Below are 18,892 nucleotides of genomic sequence, written 5' to 3'. Positions count from 1 at the left end.
AAGGACGCAGCCTTGGCTGCGTCCTTTTCGTTTATCGGATGATTTCCACTTGCGGGGGAGCGTCGATCTTCACTTCGACGTTGGCGCCCTTTTTGTCGCAGCGGATCTTCACGTCGCCGTACGCGGTGGGGACCACGCCCTCGATAAAGGTCAGATCGCCTAAATCGGGACGGACGCGCAGTTTTTTGCCGCCTTCCGCCAACGATTCCACGCCCAGCACTTTATCGAAAATAAACGGCACGACGCCCGCGGACCAGCCGTGACAGAAACTGTGACGGAAGCCCACGTAGCAGTATTTGCCGAAATCGCCGTGAATGTCGCGTTCGCCCTCTTCGGGAAGGCGCGTGAGCGGCGCGGTGTTTTCCATCCAGTCGATATCGAAATCTTCCCAAAAGGTAGTCGCTCCCATTTCCAGCATACCGCCGTAGTAGGTGCGCATGGCGGAGAGCGCCTCGCAAAGCCCCGCATTGTCGGTGAGTGCGGAGAGGATGTACGAACTCATGAACGTGGAGAACCCGTGCGCCCCGCCCTCGCACAGCACCGCCTTTTCGTGTGCGGTGAGCGCGGTATGCGAAAGATATTTGAGCGCCGCGATCTGCTTTTTGTCGATGATTTCGTCGCTCTTTCTGGAAAGTTTATTGTAGATGCCCTTGGCGACCGAATCGTCCAGTCCCAGAACGTGACAGAGATTTTCCGCTTTGAGTGCGCAAAGTTTGCAAAGCGAACGCACGCCCTCGGGCTCGTCGGGCTGCTCGTGCGTGGGCCAATCGACGAAATTGAACCCGAAATCGAAATCGCCGTTTTCAAAGACGCATTTGTCGAGTTGTTTCAACAGCCCTTCGAAATAATCTTTCTGCGCCTCGAGATACGCGCGGTTGCCGCACGACATGAAATAGTCGTTCAATATGATGATCCACCACATGGAGTACTGGGGAAAATCGTTCATCCACGCGGGCAAAGGGCTCTGCGCCTTTTCGAAATCGAGAGAGCGGGGAATGATGTCGTCGTTCCCGTAAAGCGCCGCGATGGCGCGCGTTTCGGGGTGCAGGTCGCCCACCCACACGAGACGGTCGCGCTTGATGCCGTCCCAGATATACGTCTGCATGCACAATTCCACCGTGTACGCCGCCGTATCGAAAATGCGGTTGACGAGTTCGTCCGAACAGCGGAAAGAACCGCGGCGCACGGAAGACGTATGCACGTATACCGCGCAGATCGCCTTGAACCCGCAGATGCTTCCCACGCCCAGCACGTCGATGCGTGCGAAACGGAATCCGCTCATGCAGAACTGCATATCGGAAAGTTGGCACATGGGAATGGTCAGATCGCGCAGGCTGTGATCGTTGCACGCGCCCTTTTCGCCCAGTTCCGCGCAGCACTCGCTCACCGATTCTCCGAGGCGTATGCGTACGAGCGCCTCGCCCGCGGTGCCGCTGGTGAGGATGCGCACGCCGCCCTGCAATTCCCTGCCGAAATCCAGGATCACGTACCCGCCGCTGTGCACGGTGGCAACGTCCATTTCCCGCAGGCCGATCTGTGTCAAATCGGCGTTCAAAAGCGTTTTCGCGTTGTTCGTCTTCTCGCTCGCCACGATGCGCACGGGAAGAACATAGTCTCTCAATCTGTCGTCTCTTTTCAACATATCCTGTTATCCTGTCTTACTTGCGGGAAAAACCTCCCCGAAGGAGAGGTTTTTCGTATCGCACTATGTTTCGGGTTATACTCTTGCGTTCAATATTTTCTTTTCGTATGCTTCGACTTCGCCGAACCAGTCCTCGCCCGCCACGTTGCAGCGTTTGAGATATTCTTCCCATACCGCGCCGAAAGGAAGCGTCTTCAATTCTTCCGCCTCGACCATCAGTTTGGTGAAGTTCGCCTCGTCCTGCAATGTTTTCAGCTCAGCGTGCGGCATCAGAAGCGCCCACAAAAGCGCCTTCTGCATATTGCGCGCGCCTACCGTCCAGGCGGAGATGCGGTTGATGGACGCATCGAAGAAATCCAGTCCGATGAGCACTTTTTCCGCAGCGTCGTTGCGGATGATCTCTTTGGCGATCTCTTTGAGTTCGTCCTCGAACAGAACGACGTGGTCGCTGTCCCAACGCACGCCTCTCGTGACGTGCAGCGCCACCTTGTCGTAGAAAGCGAGCAGACTGGGAATTTTATCGCTGACGTATTCGAGCGGATGATAATGTCCGTTGTCCAAGAGGCAGCAGATGCCGCGGCTGGCGGCGTAGTTCTGATAGAATTCGTTGCTGCCGACGGTATAACTTTCTATGCCTACGGCGAACACCTTGCTCTCGACCGCGACCACGACTTTGTTCTTGTCGTAGGGCACGGAGAGGATCTCGTCCAGAGAGTTTTTCAGACGCAGTCTGGGCGTCAGCCTGTCGGCGGGAACGTCCTTGAATCCGTCGGGGATCCAGATGTTCATCAGAGAGGGCGTACCCATCTCGTTTGCGAGGTATTCGGTGATCTTCAGGCACGCCTGTCCGTGACGGATCCAGAACTTGCGGATCTCTTCGTCGGGCGAGGAGAGAGAAAGCCCGTTTTTCATGTTTTTATGGGAGAAGAACGTGGGGTTGAAATCGATGCCGTCCAGCCCGATCTCCTTGGCGAACGCCACCCACGGTTCGAAATATTTGGCGGTATATTCGTCCCTGTCCACCTTGCCCTTGTCCGCGCCGAGGATCGCGTAACTGGCGTGAAGATTCAAACGCTTTTTGCCGGGAATCAAAGAAAACGCCTTTTTGATGTCCTCTTTGAGTTCTTCGAAATTTCTCGCCCTGCCGGGATAGTTGCCCGTGATCTGCAAACCGTCGCCCAAAGCGCCCGCCCCGTCGAATCCCACGACGTCGTCACCCTGCCAGCAATGGATGCTGACGGGAATGGTTTTGAGTTTTTCGAGCGCGCTTTCGACGTCTACGCCGGATTTTGCGTATTTAGCCTTTGCCTGTTCAAAAATCGTACTCATGGATCCCTCCTGAACGTGAAAATTCACGTTATAAAACTGTTTTTTCGCGTAACCGAAATCAGTTACGCTCGGTGTCTTAAATTATACATATTTTTTTGCATTTTGTCACTTCTATTTGCGCTTTTTTTTATTTTTTTTGAGGAAAACCGCATTGTTGACAATTTCGCGGCAATTCAGTCAATTTTCAATCATATTCAATCATATTCAATCACATACAGTCATTTCAATTGCAAAATCAAAAGATTTATGATACAATATCATGCATAAATAAACACAAACGGACAAAAACATGCTTATACTTGAAAGACAGGAAAAAATCATCGAATATTTAAAAGCGCACAAGTCGGAAAAGACGGCGGCGCTCGCCCGCGCGATGTACGTGAGCGAGGCGACGGTGCGCCGCGACATCGCGGAAATGGAAAAACTCGGGCTCGTGAGGAGATCTCACGGGGGCGTGGTGCTCTTCGAAAACAGCAACGACGAGCCGTCCATCGCCATACGCATGAACGAAATGGAGGCGGAAAAGCAGAAGATCGCACGGCTCGCGCTGCCCCTTTTAAAGCCTTTCCGCACCCTTTTCCTCGATTCCAGTTCGACGGTGAGCGTGCTCGCCAAACACTTTCACGAACAGCACAAGACGGTCATATCCACGGGCATACAGGCGGTCACGTTCCTTTCGGGAAAGGAAAACGTGGACGTGTTTTTGCCCGGCGGGTTTCTCCACTACAACTCCAACTCGGTGGAAGGCGCGATGACCGTGCGGCAACTGGAAAATTATAATTTCGACGCGACGGTCTGCTCGTGCGGCGGCGTGACCGAGGACGGCGTGACCGAGGCGACCATGAACCAATGCATCATCAAAAACACGGTGATGCCGCACGCGGGCACGAATATTTTGCTCGCCGACCATACGAAAATCGGCAACGTGTGCGCCTTTAAGATCTGCCGCCTCGCCGATTTCGACGTCATCGTGACAGACGAAGCCCCGTCCGCCGCATTCGCGGATTTTTGCCGCGCGAACGACATAGCGCTCGTGTACTGAATAAAATATTCCGATAAAGATTCAAAAAGCGAAAGGCGCGAGATTACGCGCCTTTCGCTTTTCAGTTTTGTTTGATCCGCAGACAAAGATAAAGATTTTGTCCGCCCGACGTTTTCAGACGAAAGTGATAATTGGGATAATCTTCGATGTAATCCTTCAGCTTTTCGCATAAAAAACGCAAGCCCTCAAGATCAATTCGTATGCAACTGCCTTGCTGCGGCTGTTCGCCCGTTTCATATTCCTCTTCACTCTGTACAAACACGTACCCTTGCATAATCCACCCCACGCCTCGTTAGATTTTCGAACAGAACGAATTATAACATAATCCAAAATATACAAATCGTCAAAATCTGACGATATCCAATCTGTAAAATCCTTTATACTGTTCGTAAAAAAAGGATTTTTATGGAAACGACAAAAGATATCGAAAATCTCATGCGGCAGGCGATCCTATTTCCCGACAATCCGCTTTTTGCCGCAACGCGCAACGTGATATCGCGCTGTTTGCTGTATTGGAAAACGCACGACCATCTAAATCATGACGACAAGAGCAAAATATTCTCCTTTCTTTATCTGAAAACAGAAACCTTTTCCTTGTCTGAAAAACAAAAGAGCGAAGAACTGAACGTAAGCGAAAAGTCTTTGGAACGCTACCGCGACGACTTTGTTAAAACTTTTCTGTTTTACCGCAAACGCATGGCCGAGGGCAAATGCGTTCCCATACCCGAACCCGATTCTTTCTAAGATCATTTCTTCGGCTCGCTCGTTTTTTTCAAATAAACGATGATAAATACGATCGCAACGAAAGCAAGAGGACTGGCGATATAAAAATATATTGGTTGACGGAAAATCAAGCCCAGCGGGATCAAAACGATCACGGTCAACTGTACGGCGGCGTAGATGCCTATTAAAATTTTCTTTTTCATAATTATATTTTACCTCATCCACGAAATTCCGTCAAGAACGACGCCGCGAGATCGTGGACCGAAAGCGTTTTTTTCAAACGGAATTTCCAGTTTTCGCCCAGCGTCGCGGGCGTGTTCATGCGCGCTTTGCCGTCCAGAAGCAGCAGATCCTGCGCGGGTATGATCTTGCGCGCGGCGCGGCTCTTTAACGCAAGCAGCAGCATGGCTTCCGCCATGCTTTTTTTATCGGCGAGAGGAAACGAGAGAGATTGCTCGCGCAAAGCGGTTTCCAGGCTTTCGCGGAACACGCGCAGATTTTTCCCTCGCAGGCTTTTCACGTAACCGTACAGCGTGTCGTTGTCGTGCGTGCCCGTATAGCACACACAGTTTTTTCCGATATTTTTTGGCAGATGCGGATTATCCGGATTGCCGTCGAATGCAAATTCTATGACTTTCATGCGCGGAAAACCCGTTTCTTCCAGAAGGCGCAGCACCCCCTCGTCCATCTCGCCCAGATCTTCCGCGATGAGATCGAGCGGGCCAAGCGCCGATCCGATCGCATCGAACAGCGCTTTACCCGGCCCCTGCCGCCATTTTCCGTTCTGCGCGGTTTTTTCCGCCGCGTCAATCTCGAAATAGCGGTCGAACCCGCGGAAATGATCGAGCCGCACCGCATCGTACAGCCCGAACGCCTGTTTCATGCGGGAGATCCACCAGGCGTAGCCGTCCCGCGCGTGCGCCTTCCAGCAATATACGGGATTGCCCCATAGTTGGCCCGTCGCCGAAAAATAGTCGGGCGGAACGCCCGCGACCTTTTCGGGACTTCTGTCGGCGTTCAGTTTGAAAAGATCCGGATGCAGCCACACGTCGGCGCTGTCGTACGCCACGTACAGCGGAAGATCGCCGATGATCCTGACTCCTTTTTCGTTCGCGTACGCTTTCAGTGCCGTCCACTGCCGCAAAAATTCGCACTGCGCAAACAGCCAGAAATCGATCTCGTCCTGATTTTCCCGCCAGAATTTCGCAAGCGTGTTCCTATGCGCATATTTATATCTGCGCTCCCATGTATCGAAAGAGGCGCCGCCGTGCGCCTCTTTGAGCGCCATGAAAAGCGCGTAACCCCGAAATCCGTTGTCCGCTTTCAAGGCGCAAAAATCGGGCGCGCTGCGATCGAACCGCGAAAAAGCGCGGCGCAGGATTGCATATTTCTCGCGGAACAAACATCCGTAATCGACCGCGTTTTTCAAAGAGCGGCAGCAGGCGAGTTCGCGCTTTTGCAAGAGCCCTTCCTCTTGCAGCATTTTTAAATCAATGAGATACGGATTGCCCGAACCGCTGTACGCCGACTGATAGGGAGAATCCCCGAAACCCGTCTGCACGAGCGGCAGGACCTGCCACCACCCCAGATGAAGCCCGCTCAGAAAATCGACAAAGGCGTACGCCTCTTTACCCATCGTACCGATGCCGTAAGGACCAGGCAGGGAAGATACGTGCAACAGGATTCCCAAATCTTTGTTATCGTTCATCTTTTTGTATATGCCAGATCTTATCGGCATATTCCAGAACCGAGCGGTCGGAGGAAAAATATGCCGAATTGGCGACGTTTTTCAATTGTTTTTCGGCAAAACGCTCGCGTTGCGCGTAATCGGCGTTGGCGCGCAGGATCGCCTGATAATATTCTTCGATATCGCGGAAAATGAAATAATGGTCGGGCTTGTGCCAACTCGCGCCGACAAGCAGCGAATCGTACAATTCGCGGAAAATGCCCGTGCCGCCGTCGGAATAGGTGCCGTCCACGAGCGTTTCGGCAATCTTTGCCCATTCGGGATGGTCTTTGAGATACGCGGCGGGATCGTAGCCGCCCGCGCGCAGCCTCTCGATCTCCTCCACGCGCGCGCCGAAAATATAATTGTTCTTTTCGCCCGCTTTTTCGACGATTTCGATATTCGCGCCGTCCATCGTGCCCAGCGTGACCGCGCCGTTCATCATGAATTTCATGTTGCCCGTGCCCGAGGCTTCCAGCCCCGCCGTGGAAACCTGCAGCGAAACGTCCGCCGCGGCGACGATCTTTTCCGCGTAGGAAACGTTGTATTCGGTGACGAATACGCCTGCGAGCCGCCCGCGCACGGCGTCGTCGGCGTCGATCTTTGCGATAATTTCGTTGATATATTTGATGATGCCCTTGGCGCGCGCATAACCCGGCGCGCTCTTCGCGCCGAACAGGAACAGCGAAGGCGTGAAATCGGGCAGTTTGTTTTCTTTCAGATCCCGATACAGCCGCACGAGCGCGAACGCAGTCATCAGTTGGCGCTTGTATTCATGCAGGCGCTTGACCTGCGCGTACACCATGCGTTCGCCGTTCATCTGCGTCTTTTCTTGTTTCGCGATATGGGAAAACAGTTGATTTTTCTTTTCGCGCTTGACGGCGATAAATTCGGATATGGTCTTTTGCTCGCAGATAAAATGCCCGAACTCGGACAGTTTTTCGAAATCCTGCCGCCATTCTTTGCCGATGCGGCGGTCTATGAGCGCGCAAAGTTCGGGATTCGCCAGCATCAGCCACCGCCGCTGCGCCACGCCGTTGGTGACGTTCGTGAATTTTTCGGGCATATGCCGATACTCCGCGGCGAACAGTTTGCGCTTGATGATCTCCGAATGGATATCCGCCACGCCGTTGACTTTATCGGCGACGAACACCGCGGCGTTCGCCATGGAAAAGGTCTGATTCTTAGGCTGATAGATCGCGGTCTGCTCGATTTCTGCACGCGTATAACCGCGTTTTTTGTGCAGCCGCGCCTGCGTGTCCGAAAGCGCCCGCAAGATCCCCGCGATATCGGGCAGAATTTTCCGCACGAGCCGCGCGTCCCAGCATTCCAACGCCTCGGGCAGAATGGTGTGGTTGGTGTAATCGAACGTCTCTTTGGCGATCTTCACCGCGCCCACGTAAGAAACGCCCTTTTTTACCAGCACGCGGATGAGTTCGGGAATGGCGAACACGGGATGCGTATCGTTGAGTTGTACGGCGCTATATTGCGCAAAGGACGCAAGGTCGCCGTGCAGCCTTTCGTGCTCTTTTACGATATCGCCGACGGCCGCGGCGGAAAGAAAGTATTCCTGGCGGATGCGCAGAAGTTTTCCCTCCTCGGTATCGTCCGCGGGATAGAGAACGCCGCTGATCTTTTCCGCGCTTTCGCTCCCCTCCGCCTGATAGAGGCGAAGTACGTTCACGCGCTTGCCCGCGATCGGCATATCGTAGGGCACCGCCTCGACGTCCATATCCGCAAAATGCACGACCTGCCGCTCGTGTTCGCGGCGCACGCTCCACGGATCGCCGAAGCGCTGCCAGTCGTCGGGCATTTCGATCTGGAAGCCGTTTTCGAATTTCTGGCGGAAAAGCCCGAACTTATAACGTATACCGTAGCCGTATAAGGGCACGCCGACCGCCGCGCCCGAATCGAGATAGCAGGCGGCAAGCCGCCCGAGCCCGCCGTTGCCGAGCGCGGCGTCCTCGATCTCCTCGAACACGGAAATATCGACGCCCTTCTTTTTCAGGATTTTCGCCGTTTCTTCCAGAACGCCCAGTTCTAAAAGATTGTTGTAGAACACGCGCCCGATCAGAAATTCGATGGAGAGATAGTGCGCGCATTTCCCCTTTTTGGCGCTCGCCTGCAACCTGTGCATGGCGAGCGCGGAAATTTCGTTATACAGTTGTACGGCGCTCTTGTTTTCCGTTTCCAGCAATTTCAAATCGTTTAAAAATAAGTTTTTGTCCATATTACTCCTTTACCGCGCCCGCGGCCATTCCGTTGATCATATATCTTACCAGCACGAAGTACAGCACCACGATGGGCACCGCGATGAAAATGGACCCCGCCGCAAAGCGCGAAAATTCCGTATCGCCCAGGCTCATCAGCCCGACCGCGACCGTCCAGGTGTCTTTGGTCTTTAACAAAAGTTTGGGAAGGATGAAATCGCTCCACGGCCAGGTGAAGGAAGTGAGCGCGGTGTACACGATGATGGGCATGGAAAGGGGCAGAATGATCTTTCTGAAAACGGTGAAATTGGTCGCGCCGTCGATGCGCGCCGCCTCGTCGATGGAGGCGGGAATGGTATCGAAAAAGCCCTTCTGCACCATGTAACCCATGGGCGCGCCCGCCGAATAGATGAGAATCAGTCCCCAGGAATTATTGATAAAATTGAACTGCGTCATCAGAAGGTACACCGCCGTCATGCCCATAAAGGAGGGAAACATTCCCAAAACGAGGGTGGTCTTCATGAGCGAGCGGCGGCTCTTGAATTTGAACCGCGACATACAATAGGCTGTCAGAATGGTCAGAAACGTGCCTAATATGCAAGCCATCACGGCGATGAACAGGGTGTTTTTGAACCAGTTGGGATAATCGTACATGGCGGTATCCGTAAACAGCGTGATGAAACTTCTGAAACTGAATGCCGAGGGAAAGAACCCCTGAAAGGAGTAGATGGAGCCCGATTCGGAAAAGGACGCCAGGATCAGCCATAGGCACGGAAAGAAAAAGATAAATGCCACAACGATCAGAATGATATAGGTGACGACGGTATCGACCGTTCTTCCCAATTTTATACTCTTTTTACTCATCGGTACGTTTCCTCCTGCCTGTACGAAGGCGAAAATACATAGACGGCGAGCGATATGGCGGACGTGATGATAAAGATGATGAGGCTGATCGCCGCGCCGATGGAATAGTAATTGTTGTCGATGGACAGATTATACAGCCAGTTGATGAGAAGGTCGGTGTCGCTGGCGAGAAAATAACCGTCGATATACAAGCCGCCGCGCAGGAAATAGAAAATTCCGAAGTTATTGAAATTTCCAATAAACTGCGTGATAAGCACGGGCGTGGTGGCGAACACCACGAACGGGAGCGTCAGATACCAGAACTGCTGCACCGCGTTGGCGCCGTCGATGCGCGCCGCCTCGTACTGGTCCTGATTGGCGTTGGACAAAATGCCCGCCGCCAGCAGCATGGACGAGGGTACGCTGATCCAGGCGTTGACCCCGAGGCCGATCATGCGCGCCGTCCATTTGGCGTCCAGATCGAGAAAGCCGACCGCGGTCTTGCCCGCCTCGGTGATATAAAAGTTGATGGGTCCGCCGTAGGAGAACATGAACTTGAACCCCAAAAGCGTGATAAATCCCGGAATGGCGTACGCGAGTATGGGGAACGCGCGCCAGAACACTTTGCCGCGCACGCACTTTTTATTGAGCAAAAGCGCGAGCAGCAGACCGCCGAAATAGTTGATGAGCGTGGAAAGCACCGCCCACACCACGTTCCAGGACAAGATCTTGAAAAATGTGGGCGCGAACTGTCCCAGCGTCAATATTTTGGCAAAGTTCTGAAACCACACCCAATCGACCAGCGCGGGCGGCACCACGTCGCCGCCGTAATTTGTGAACGCGACCAGAATCATGAACACGATGGGCAGCACGTTGAAAATGCACACGCCGATCACGGGCAAAAATAAAACGGTGCGATAGAACTTTTTATCGAACAGTTCGGCAAATTCTTCGCGGAACGTCTTGGGCGCTTTGCCCTCCTCCACCCGTTTTTGTGTCGCGAACACGTCGCGCACGTTGGAGATATAGAGCGTAGCGTATAAAATAATGACTATAAAGGCGAGCACGCCCATGATGAGCATGACCGTCGAATTATCCCCTTCGATGCCCAGCCACGGGTTGGACATGACGGAGCCCAAGGTAAAGAATCCGAAAAGGTCCGCCGCGCCGCGCAGGATCACGTATACGATAAAGCCGACTTCCGCGAGCATATACAAGAGCCCCTTCGCCCACTGGCCGTACAGGATCTGCCCCAGTCCCATGAGGCCCATCGAGGCGGCGACCTTTTTGTTTCCGTCTTTCAGAACGCGGGAAAAGCCTTGCGTTTTTGCCGCGAACCGATGTTTGATATTTTCCATTGCCATGAGATCTCCCCCTTTACGCGAGCGTGTGGATCGCCGCGTAAATCTGGTCGTCCACTTTTTTCAAAGCGGTTTTGAGCGCGTCCGCCACCGTGTATTTCTGGTCTTTTTTCGGGCGGAAGGGATCTTTCGCCAAATCGGAAAAGAACGTCTGCGCGGGCGTCCAGACCTGCGCGATGGCGCGCACGCTGGGCATCACTTCGATGCGCCCCGCCACGAGATTTTTGTTGACGGTCTCCGAAAGCCCGCCCACGCTCTCTGCGACGTCCGCACGGGCGGGCGCGATGCCCAACAGTTGATTCCGTTTCATGATCATCTCGTAACTCGTCGCGAAATCCACGAACGCGAGCGCGGCGTTGGGCGCTTTGGTGTACGCGCTGACCGCGTAGCCGTTGATACCGCCCATCATCACGCTGTCGATGGTTTTCCCGTTCCTGTCCTCCAGATCCCCGCTCTCGGGAAGTTTGGGAATGTCCGCCACGATCAGATTTTCCTTCGCTTTCTTTTCCGCCTCGGCGCGGTCGAGTTTATCCCTGCGCATATATTCGCGCGTGAGTTCGCTGATGAACATGGTGTACACGTCGGGCGTGGTCATGGTGGCGAAATAGGTGCCGTTTCCGATCATGCTGTACGCGTTCACCGTGATGGTGTCGTCGATACAGTCCTCGTTCATGGACGAGGCGAGTTGACGGATGACGGAAGCGCCCTTGTACGATTCGTTCGCGGACAGCCCGATGTCCTTGGTATCCCTTCCCTCGTCGCCGAAGATATAACCGCCGTAGGAAAAGAGATAACCCATCGCAAAATACGGGTCGAACAGCGATTTCATATAGCCGAATTTTTTGCCGCCGCTCTCGCTCTTGATCTGTTTGGAATACGCGTATAAGTCCGTCCAGTATTCCACCATATCGGGCACGCCGTTTCGATCCTTATCCCACGCAGTCTGCCAGTCGGCGGGCAAAAGATCCTTGCGGTAATAGAGAAGGGGGCCCTGAATATTGACGGGGACGCCGAAAATATAATCTTCGCCCGCATACGAGGCGGCGTACGCCGACCACGCCTGTTCGGACACTTCGTCGTAGCAGTCGAGTGCTTCCACGGGAAGGGGCTGGATATGCTTGCCGTCAGTATACTTCATCAGAGCGTCGTTCGCTTGATATAAGATATCGGGACCGTAACCGTACGGACCGTCCTTTTCCAGATCGATATACTGATCCATGTTGGCGTCCTCTGCCTTGATGCCGTAGGAGGCGTATTTTTTGTTGAACGCGTCCAAAAGTTCGTCGAGATATCCCATTTCTTTCGCGGTGTCGTTTTCGAGAACGCGCAGTTTCACGTTGCGTTCGAGTTCGCCCGTGAATTTATCCGCGCCTTCCGATTCGTTCCGCGCAAGTCCCAAAATGCCGAACGTCGTTAAGAGCGCAACCACGACGAGAATGTGCGCGACGACTGCCGTCAGGGTTTTCGTCATAATTTCCTCCTTTTTTGTTTGTTCACGAAATTTGTTCGAAAGAAACGAACAAATTTCCGTGAGTTTTAGGAAAACCCCGACGTTCGCCGCAAATAAATTTGCGGCTCTGCGCCCGCGTTTTCCTCTGACCGCCTTTTTAAGATGCTACCTTATTATAAAACGGCGGTCATTCACCTTTCCCGCCCAAGCGCTTTACGCGCAAATCGGGGGCGTTTTGTTTGCGATATAATCTGCAAAGTCAGATTTCTTCGATCATAAATTCAAACGATCGCAGCCGTCCCTCCGCGTTGGTGCAGATATTTTTCCGCAAAGGCAGAGGGGTTTCGCCGCCATTGACGACGAGCCGCAGTTCGCCGCGCTCCATGACGAATGCTTCACCTTCCGCATAGGCGCGGAACTCGTTTCGGTGCAAACATTTTCTGCGCTCTTTGAGGCCCGCGAGCGCGCGGACGAGTTGCGTCAGGCTGCTGCCCTTTCTCGCCTTTTCCCAATCCATGGTGCGGCGGCAGTCTGGATCGTATCCCCCCTCCATGCCGATCTCCGTGCCGTAATAAATACAGGGAACGCCCACGAAAAGATATAAAACGGCGAGCGCGCTTTCCAGTTTTCTGACGTCGCCGCCCGCCTCGGTCAGAAAGCGGTGCGTGTCGTGGCTGTCCAGAAGATTGAGCATCATGCAGTTGACCGTATCCGTGTTGCGCATCAGAAGCGCGTTGAGTTTTTCGGCAAACGCTTTCGCGTCGGCGCTTTTGAGCACGAAAAAGTCGAGGCACGCCTTGGTGAAGGCGTAATTCATGATGGAGTCGTACTGGTCGCCTTTCAGATAGGCGTTGGCGTCGTGCCAGTTTTCGCCGATGATCGCGCATTCGGGCTTGATTTTTTTCACCGCGTCGCGGAATTTCCGCCAGAAAGCGTGCGAAACCTCGTCGGAAACGTCCAGCCGCCAGCCGTCGATATCGTACTTTTGCAGCCAGTACAGCCCCACGCCGATGAGGTATTCCTGCACCGCCTCGTTGGAGGTGTTCCATTTCGGCATATAATCGCACGAGGCGAAACACTCGTAATTGACTTTTTCGCGGTCGATCTTGTCGCCGTGTATGATGAACCAATCGAAATAGGGAGAATTTTTTCCCTTTTCCGCGACGTCGGCAAACTGTCTGCACCGCGCGCTGACGTGGTTGAACACCGCGTCCATCACCACGCGCATCCCCCTTTCGTGGGCGCTCGTCACGAGTTTTCGGATATCCTCTTCGTCGCCGAACATGCCGTCCACGGTAAAATAATCCTCGATATCGTATTTATGATTGCTCACCGACCTGAAAAAAGGCGTGAGATAAATTGCGTTCGCGCCGAGCCCCGCGATATAGCCGAGATTTTCCGTAACGCCCCGCAGATCGCCCCCCGCGTAACTTTTCGGTCCGGGAACGGTACCCCACTCCAAATTGATATATCTGTCGTCCTTATCGAAATTCCCGCGCGCGAAACGGTCGATGAAGATCTGATAAAAACGCGCGTTTTTCATCCACTCCACCTGTCTGTGAACGTCGGCGGCGTTGATATACGCAAACTGGAATGCGTTGTAGAAATTGAAGTGATAATCGTATTTTTCCGTCAGTCCGTCCTCGGAAAAATAACAGATCCTGTCCCCCTCTTTCAACTCGAACACGTACACGAGGCGGACGTCCGACAGCGTCAGTTCCGCGGTAAAATAGTTGTACAGCCGATCGGTGTACGACAGCCTCATGCGCGCGCGCTGCCGCTTTTCGTAAAAATCGTATTTACCGCCGTAAACGACGTCGACCTGCAATACGTCCGTCTTGGAAGCGCGCAGGCGCATCGCGATCGTATTTTCCGAAATCGGATAACAATATTCGGTTTCCGGTTTGTGGTACAGGGCTTGCTCTAACATAGTTCTCTCCGTTCATTGATTGACAAAAAGCCTGAAACATTCTATAATTTATACATGGATAAGAAAATAACGATGCAGGACGTTGCCGACGCCGCGGGCGTGAGCAAATCGACCGTATCATTCATCTTAAATCACCGCGAGGATCAGCGTATCAGCGAAGACACCAAACAGAAGGTCTGGCAGGTCATCAATATGCTGAATTTCAAGCCGAATACCTACGCGAAATTTCTGCGCGGTGCGCAGCCCGACAAACTCGTCGCCGCGTACTGCCCGCAAGATCTCACCGATCTGGGGCGGATCGTGTTTCTCGATTTTTACAGGCGGCTTTCCGAGGCGTTTTCCGCGCAGTCCGTCCGCGTTTTTCATCTCTGTTCGCCCGCAAGGCTGGATACCGTGGAGGCGATCGTCACCTACGGCGTTTCCAAAGAGGAATTTTCGCAGTTGGGCGGACTCAATTTCGTGCCCGTCGTTTCCGTGAACTGCACCATCGGCGACGCGCTTTTTTTCGAAATTTCCAACGACTACGCCGCGCTCGCGCGCGACGCGGCCGCGTATTTCGGGGCACCCTTCCTCTTTGTCTCGCAGCCGCCGCGCGACGAATATCTGCGCGCGGCGATCGAAAGCAGTTTTTCGGACGTTCGCTTTATATCGAATCTCTGCGAACTTACCGCGTTCAAAGGGCAATACGTCGTGACGGACGAACCCTCGCTCGCCGCGCTGCTCAACGAAACCGCGGGCGCGAATGCCTATTGCCCCGCGCGTGCGGATCGGCCGAAGATTCAAAAGATCGTCGAGTGCGTGCGGCTCGCGACGGATCGCGAACCGCATCCCGAACACAGATTTTTCGTTTGAATTTCGGACGGCTCTTTCACAAAAGCCGTCCGATTTTTTCGCCCTTTACAGTTTGACGATGGTCACCGTTTTGTGGAAGGAATCGAGCGTAATGCGGTACGTGCCTTTCGAAGCGATGGAGATATTCCCCTCGCCCGACGCCTGGTCGGTGGAATTTTCATAATCCACCCACGTGCCGTTGGCGGCGGCTCCCGTATCGTTCGCCCCCTCGAAGAAGGTGAATACGAACTGCGCCGTATTTTCCACCGTCAGATCGAAGGTATAGGTGTGCTTGCCGTCGTTTTTCATTTTGAACTCGTCCTTGTTCGCCCACCCCGAAACGTCGCCCTTGATATACACGGTACGCGTATCTTTGTCGGTATCGGACATAAACTTGGGCGCGCAGGTGATCGTTTGCCCCGTCTTATCCAGAGCGGCGTTAAAATTCATAGGCACGTTGTTCGTAAGGTCGGTATACCATCCGATGAAAATTTTGCCCGTCTGTCCCGCAGGGTCGCCCGGATTGGGAACGCGCGCGCCCTGACGGACGTATACGGTGGGTTTGCCGTCGGTGAATTTGACCTCGTTGTCGCCCGCGGTGCGCTCGAACGCGCCGACTTTTTTGATGATGACGCTGCCCGCGTCTTTGCCGTCCTTTTCCTCGAATTTCGCGGTGATCTTATATTTCGCGGATTCCAGCATGGTGATATTCGCCAATTCTTTGGTATCGTAGACGGCGTCGCTCAAAGCCGCGTCGACTGCGGACGTGCGCAGCACGTCGTCCCACGAATTTTCGTAAGGCAGAACGGAGAAGAAATCGCCCTTGTTCAGGCTGATGGTCATTTCAAAGACCTTGCTGCCTTCCGCCGTTTCGGTAAATCCGAAATCGCCGAAATTTTCCTTGTCGGGAATGGCGTTGCCGCCCGTGACCGAGCCGGAAATACTGGGCGCATACGATTTTTCGAGATTGGCGTTCGGATCGCCGTTTCGCTTGATTTCCAGAGAGTCGAGCGTGGAATTGCTCATATCGGTGGTGAGCGTCAGCGTATAGTTGCCCTCTTTGATCATCTCGATATTCGCTTTGGTCAGATCTTCGGTGAAGATATTTCCCGCATTTTTCACGAATTCTTCCGTGCCCTCGGTCTTTAAAAATCCGTAGCCGCGCTGATGCGTCCAGGTATACGCGTTGTCCACGTCCACGTCCGCGATCTGGAACTGGTCGCCCACATACAGATCGAGGGTAAGTTCGAACTCGTTTTTCCCCTCTTCCACGCGCTCGAACATGAATTTTTCGCGTTCCGCGCCCTCTACTTTACCCCAGGCGCTCGTATTGAGCAGCGCACCCTTATACGAGGACTGCCCCGCGATCAGCCATTCGCGCGTATCTTCCTGAAACACAGCCGATTTCCAACTGGAAAACAACGAAGTGTCCGCGTTGACGGGATCGTCGAACGGGAAAGGACGTTTGAGGCTGGGCGTCGCGTACCAGCCCAAAAAGGTCCAGCCCTCTTTTTCGGGCGTCCAGTTTTCCGCCTTTTCACCCTTGTCCACTTTTATCTCTTTGAGCACTGTTTTGGCGTCCGCGTCGAAATACGTTACCTTACAGGTATCCGCCGAACCGCCGCACGCGGCGAATACGGACAGCCCCAGAACGAGAACCGCCAGGAGCGCGAGCCATTTCATCTTTTTCATAAAATTTTCCCTCCAAAAAAGAATTTTTGCCTTACCGTTTATTTTGCTAAATCGGTTTAGCAATTAAATTATAAATAGCTAAACCGATTTTGTCAATACCTTTTTGGAAAATTATTCCAATTTTAAATAGGCATCGGCGATCGGAACGATTCCGATCCATACCCGTATTGTGCGAAATCCGGGGCGATTCTATGCCGCCAAAACGAAAAAAAATCCCCCGACCGCACGTCGGGGGATTTTTTTATCAAACCAATAAAGTTTTAATGTTGTTTCCCGACTTTGCGTCGAGAAAGGCTTTGTTGACCTCTTCCAGAGGATAGCGGTTTCCGAGTTCGCGGATCTTTGCGTGCAGTTCGGGATGCGCGAGCAAAAAGGAGAGATAATCCCGCACGTCGCTCACCGAATACTGCGAAGAACCGATGATATGCAGCGCTTTGAAAGTGATGAGTTGGGGCGCAATGGCGACGCTGCCGCTGTTGGAATACTGCCCCGGCACGAGATAGACGCCGCGGTTTCTGAGAAGTTCCATGCCCTGCGGCACCGCCGCGGGCGCGCCCGACGCCTCGAACGCGAGATCCGCGCCCAGACCGCCGCTCGCTTTCACGATGCTTTCGTTGATCTGCGCCGCGCCCGTACGCGACAGATTGAACACTTCCGAAGCGCCGAGGCTTTTCGCAAGTTCTTCCCGCCGCGCGTTCGTGCCCGCCGTGATCGCGAACACCTGCTTTACGCCCATCGCTTTGAGATACATCACCGCATAGGTGCCCACGGGCCCCAGCCCCTGCACGACCGCCGTACGGATATCCGCAAGATCCACGCCTGCGCGCCCCGCGAGCGCGAACGCGTGCATGGCGGTCGGCCCCGGGCAGGCGAATATGCAGACCATTTCCGCGTCCAGTTGCTCGGGGATCCGGATGAGGTTGGAAAGCGGCGTGTAGTTCACGCGCGTATAACCTCCGAACAGGTAGGGCGGCGTTTCGATGCTGCCGCCGTTGGTCACGCGCATACGGACGCAGTTCGCGTCGTCCCCGCTTTTGCACAGAAGGCACTCCCCGCAGGGCACGGCAATGTCCGCGATGACGCGATCTCCCTTTTTCAGACCGTACCGCTTGCCTTCCTCCTCGTTCAGATCGATGAGCCTGCCCACGAATTCGTGCCCGATGATCGTCGGCGCCGCCACGGAAAGTTTGCCGTTGTGGAAATGCACGTCCGTGCCGCAGATGCCGCTCGCGATCAGTTCCGATCTGCCGTAGCCTGCGGGCGTATCGGTTATCTCGAACTCCCTCACCTCGAAGGGCACGTTCGCCCCCATAAATACAGCCGCTTTCGCTTTCATGATTTTTCTCCTTTACCTTTCGATTTTTACCTGAAAATATTTTTTATAGATCGCCGCGATCTCTTCCGCCCGCTGCAAAGACATAGGCGGCGTTTCGCGGTACGCATAAGTTTTTCCGAGCGCCGCATACTTGGCGCTGCCCATGCGGTGAAAGGGCAGCAAATCGACCTTTTCCGCGCCCAGCGAACGAAGAAAAGCGCACATTTTTTCGCAGTACTCCTTGCCGTCGTTGAAATTCGGTATGAGCGGCACTCGTGCGCGCACGTTTGCACCCGCTTTCGTCAGTTTTCCGAAATTGTCACGGACGAGGAAAAATTCACCGCCGATACGCGCGTAATCTTCCTCCGTGCACGCCTTGACGTCAAACAAAAACCCGTTTGCATAGGGCATAACCTTTTCGAACGCGGAAAAGGGAACGCACCCCGCCGTGTCGATCAAAACCTCCGTCCCCTCGCTGCGAAGGCTCTTTGCAAGAAACGCCGCCCCCTCCGCCTGCAACAGCGGTTCGCCGCCGCTCAGCGTGGCCCCCCCGCCGCTCGCCCGATAATACTCCCCGTCCTCGCCGATTTCCGCAACAAGCGCGGCAACGGATACGTTGCGGCCGCAGGCGATCTCGCGGTCGGCATAACGCAGGATCTGCGGCGCGGAAGAAACCGTTTCGGGGTTATGGCACCAGGGGCAGCAAAGGTTGCACCCCTTGAAAAACACGGTTGTGCGGATCCCTTCGCCGTCGCCCGTGCAGAAATGCTGGATATCCGATATGTTCAGCCGCATCTT

General features: G+C 54.0%; 15 protein-coding genes. 3 read left to right on the top strand and 12 right to left on the bottom strand.

Annotated elements, in window-relative coordinates:
* Positions 1–31 precede the first annotated feature (31 nt).
* Both ESZ91_RS06960 and ESZ91_RS06955 read right to left on the bottom strand, forming a co-directional pair.
* Complete coding sequence (locus tag ESZ91_RS06960; protein ID WP_129225517.1) at positions 32–1,642, bottom strand: alpha-L-rhamnosidase-related protein; 1,611 nt, start codon at positions 1,640–1,642, stop codon at positions 32–34.
* Between the two features lie 75 nt (positions 1,643–1,717).
* Positions 1,718–2,971: an L-rhamnose isomerase gene (locus tag ESZ91_RS06955; RefSeq protein WP_129225515.1), complete on the bottom strand. Its 1,254-nt coding sequence runs from the start codon at positions 2,969–2,971 to the stop codon at positions 1,718–1,720.
* Between the two features lie 289 nt (positions 2,972–3,260).
* Here ESZ91_RS06955 and ESZ91_RS06950 point away from each other — a divergent pair, with 289 nt between their 5' ends.
* Positions 3,261–4,013, top strand: a complete 753-nt coding sequence (locus ESZ91_RS06950; RefSeq protein ID WP_129225513.1) for a DeoR/GlpR family DNA-binding transcription regulator — start codon at positions 3,261–3,263, stop codon at positions 4,011–4,013.
* Between the two features lie 405 nt (positions 4,014–4,418).
* Entirely contained in the window at positions 4,419–4,757 is a 339-nt protein-coding gene (locus ESZ91_RS06945; RefSeq protein WP_129225511.1) for a hypothetical protein, read from the top strand.
* A 2-nt stretch (positions 4,758–4,759) separates the two neighbouring features.
* Here ESZ91_RS06945 and ESZ91_RS06940 read toward each other — a convergent pair whose 3' ends face one another.
* The 7 genes from ESZ91_RS06940 to ESZ91_RS06910 all read right to left on the bottom strand — a co-directional run bounded on the left by ESZ91_RS06940 (position 4,760) and on the right by ESZ91_RS06910 (position 14,256).
* Positions 4,760–4,939: a hypothetical protein gene (locus ESZ91_RS06940; protein WP_129225509.1), complete on the bottom strand. Its 180-nt coding sequence runs from the start codon at positions 4,937–4,939 to the stop codon at positions 4,760–4,762.
* Positions 4,940–4,953: 14 nt separating this feature from the next.
* A complete protein-coding gene (gene malQ, locus ESZ91_RS06935) occupies positions 4,954–6,444 on the bottom strand; it encodes a 4-alpha-glucanotransferase (protein WP_161971092.1) in 1,491 nt (496 codons plus the stop codon).
* Positions 6,434–8,692: a glycogen/starch/alpha-glucan family phosphorylase gene (glgP, locus tag ESZ91_RS06930; RefSeq protein ID WP_129225504.1), complete on the bottom strand. Its 2,259-nt coding sequence runs from the start codon at positions 8,690–8,692 to the stop codon at positions 6,434–6,436. Before glgP ends, malQ begins: the two co-directional genes overlap by 11 nt.
* A gap of 1 nt (position 8,693) precedes the next feature.
* On the bottom strand, positions 8,694–9,536 hold the full coding sequence (locus ESZ91_RS06925) for a sugar ABC transporter permease (protein ID WP_129225502.1): 843 nt from the start codon (positions 9,534–9,536) through the stop codon (positions 8,694–8,696).
* Positions 9,533–10,873, bottom strand: a complete 1,341-nt coding sequence (locus tag ESZ91_RS06920; RefSeq protein WP_129225499.1) for a carbohydrate ABC transporter permease — start codon at positions 10,871–10,873, stop codon at positions 9,533–9,535. The genes ESZ91_RS06925 and ESZ91_RS06920 overlap by 4 nt, the downstream gene beginning before the upstream one ends.
* A 19-nt stretch (positions 10,874–10,892) precedes the next feature.
* Positions 10,893–12,347, bottom strand: coding sequence for a sugar ABC transporter substrate-binding protein (locus ESZ91_RS06915; RefSeq protein WP_129225497.1), 1,455 nt, complete (start codon positions 12,345–12,347; stop codon positions 10,893–10,895).
* Between the two features lie 238 nt (positions 12,348–12,585).
* Positions 12,586–14,256 carry a glycoside hydrolase family 13 protein gene (locus ESZ91_RS06910; RefSeq protein WP_129225495.1) on the bottom strand — a complete coding sequence of 557 codons (1,671 nt, stop codon included), beginning with the start codon at positions 14,254–14,256 and terminating at the stop codon, positions 12,586–12,588.
* A gap of 54 nt (positions 14,257–14,310) precedes the next feature.
* Between ESZ91_RS06910 and ESZ91_RS06905 the strand changes: the two genes are divergently transcribed.
* Entirely contained in the window at positions 14,311–15,108 is a 798-nt protein-coding gene (locus ESZ91_RS06905) for a LacI family DNA-binding transcriptional regulator (RefSeq protein ID WP_129225493.1), read from the top strand.
* Positions 15,109–15,153: 45 nt separating this feature from the next.
* On the opposite strand, the gene ESZ91_RS06900 is transcribed toward ESZ91_RS06905, so the two are convergent.
* The 3 genes from ESZ91_RS06900 to ESZ91_RS06890 form a co-directional block, all read right to left on the bottom strand.
* Complete coding sequence (locus ESZ91_RS06900; RefSeq protein ID WP_129225491.1) at positions 15,154–16,779, bottom strand: InlB B-repeat-containing protein; 1,626 nt, start codon at positions 16,777–16,779, stop codon at positions 15,154–15,156.
* Positions 16,780–17,023: 244 nt separating this feature from the next.
* Positions 17,024–18,115 (bottom strand): zinc-binding dehydrogenase, encoded by a 1,092-nt coding sequence (locus tag ESZ91_RS06895; protein WP_129225489.1) that lies wholly within the window; start codon positions 18,113–18,115, stop codon positions 17,024–17,026.
* Positions 18,116–18,127: 12 nt separating this feature from the next.
* Positions 18,128–18,889 carry a 4Fe-4S cluster-binding domain-containing protein gene (locus ESZ91_RS06890; protein WP_129225487.1) on the bottom strand — a complete coding sequence of 254 codons (762 nt, stop codon included), beginning with the start codon at positions 18,887–18,889 and terminating at the stop codon, positions 18,128–18,130.
* Between the last annotated feature and the right edge of the window lie 3 nt (positions 18,890–18,892).

The organism is Candidatus Borkfalkia ceftriaxoniphila (assembly GCF_004134775.1).
GTDB classification, from domain to species: domain Bacteria; phylum Bacillota; class Clostridia; order Christensenellales; family Borkfalkiaceae; genus Borkfalkia; species Borkfalkia ceftriaxoniphila.
Note: the sequence above shows the minus strand (reverse complement) of the source record. Positions and strands in the feature narration are given on the sequence as shown.

Coding starts and splice junctions, on each gene's coding strand:
- ESZ91_RS06960 (WP_129225517.1), bottom strand. CDS start 1,642: ATGTTGAAAAGAGACGACAGATTGAGAGACTATGTTCTTCCCGTGCGC.
- ESZ91_RS06955 (WP_129225515.1), bottom strand. CDS start 2,971: ATGAGTACGATTTTTGAACAGGCAAAGGCTAAATACGCAAAATCCGGC.
- ESZ91_RS06950 (WP_129225513.1), top strand. CDS start 3,261: ATGCTTATACTTGAAAGACAGGAAAAAATCATCGAATATTTAAAAGCG.
- ESZ91_RS06945 (WP_129225511.1), top strand. CDS start 4,419: ATGGAAACGACAAAAGATATCGAAAATCTCATGCGGCAGGCGATCCTA.
- ESZ91_RS06940 (WP_129225509.1), bottom strand. CDS start 4,939: ATGAAAAAGAAAATTTTAATAGGCATCTACGCCGCCGTACAGTTGACC.
- malQ (WP_161971092.1), bottom strand. CDS start 6,444: ATGAACGATAACAAAGATTTGGGAATCCTGTTGCACGTATCTTCCCTG.
- glgP (WP_129225504.1), bottom strand. CDS start 8,692: ATGGACAAAAACTTATTTTTAAACGATTTGAAATTGCTGGAAACGGAA.
- ESZ91_RS06925 (WP_129225502.1), bottom strand. CDS start 9,536: ATGAGTAAAAAGAGTATAAAATTGGGAAGAACGGTCGATACCGTCGTC.
- ESZ91_RS06920 (WP_129225499.1), bottom strand. CDS start 10,873: ATGGAAAATATCAAACATCGGTTCGCGGCAAAAACGCAAGGCTTTTCC.
- ESZ91_RS06915 (WP_129225497.1), bottom strand. CDS start 12,347: ATGACGAAAACCCTGACGGCAGTCGTCGCGCACATTCTCGTCGTGGTT.
- ESZ91_RS06910 (WP_129225495.1), bottom strand. CDS start 14,256: ATGTTAGAGCAAGCCCTGTACCACAAACCGGAAACCGAATATTGTTAT.
- ESZ91_RS06905 (WP_129225493.1), top strand. CDS start 14,311: ATGGATAAGAAAATAACGATGCAGGACGTTGCCGACGCCGCGGGCGTG.
- ESZ91_RS06900 (WP_129225491.1), bottom strand. CDS start 16,779: ATGAAAAAGATGAAATGGCTCGCGCTCCTGGCGGTTCTCGTTCTGGGG.
- ESZ91_RS06895 (WP_129225489.1), bottom strand. CDS start 18,115: ATGAAAGCGAAAGCGGCTGTATTTATGGGGGCGAACGTGCCCTTCGAG.
- ESZ91_RS06890 (WP_129225487.1), bottom strand. CDS start 18,889: ATGCGGCTGAACATATCGGATATCCAGCATTTCTGCACGGGCGACGGC.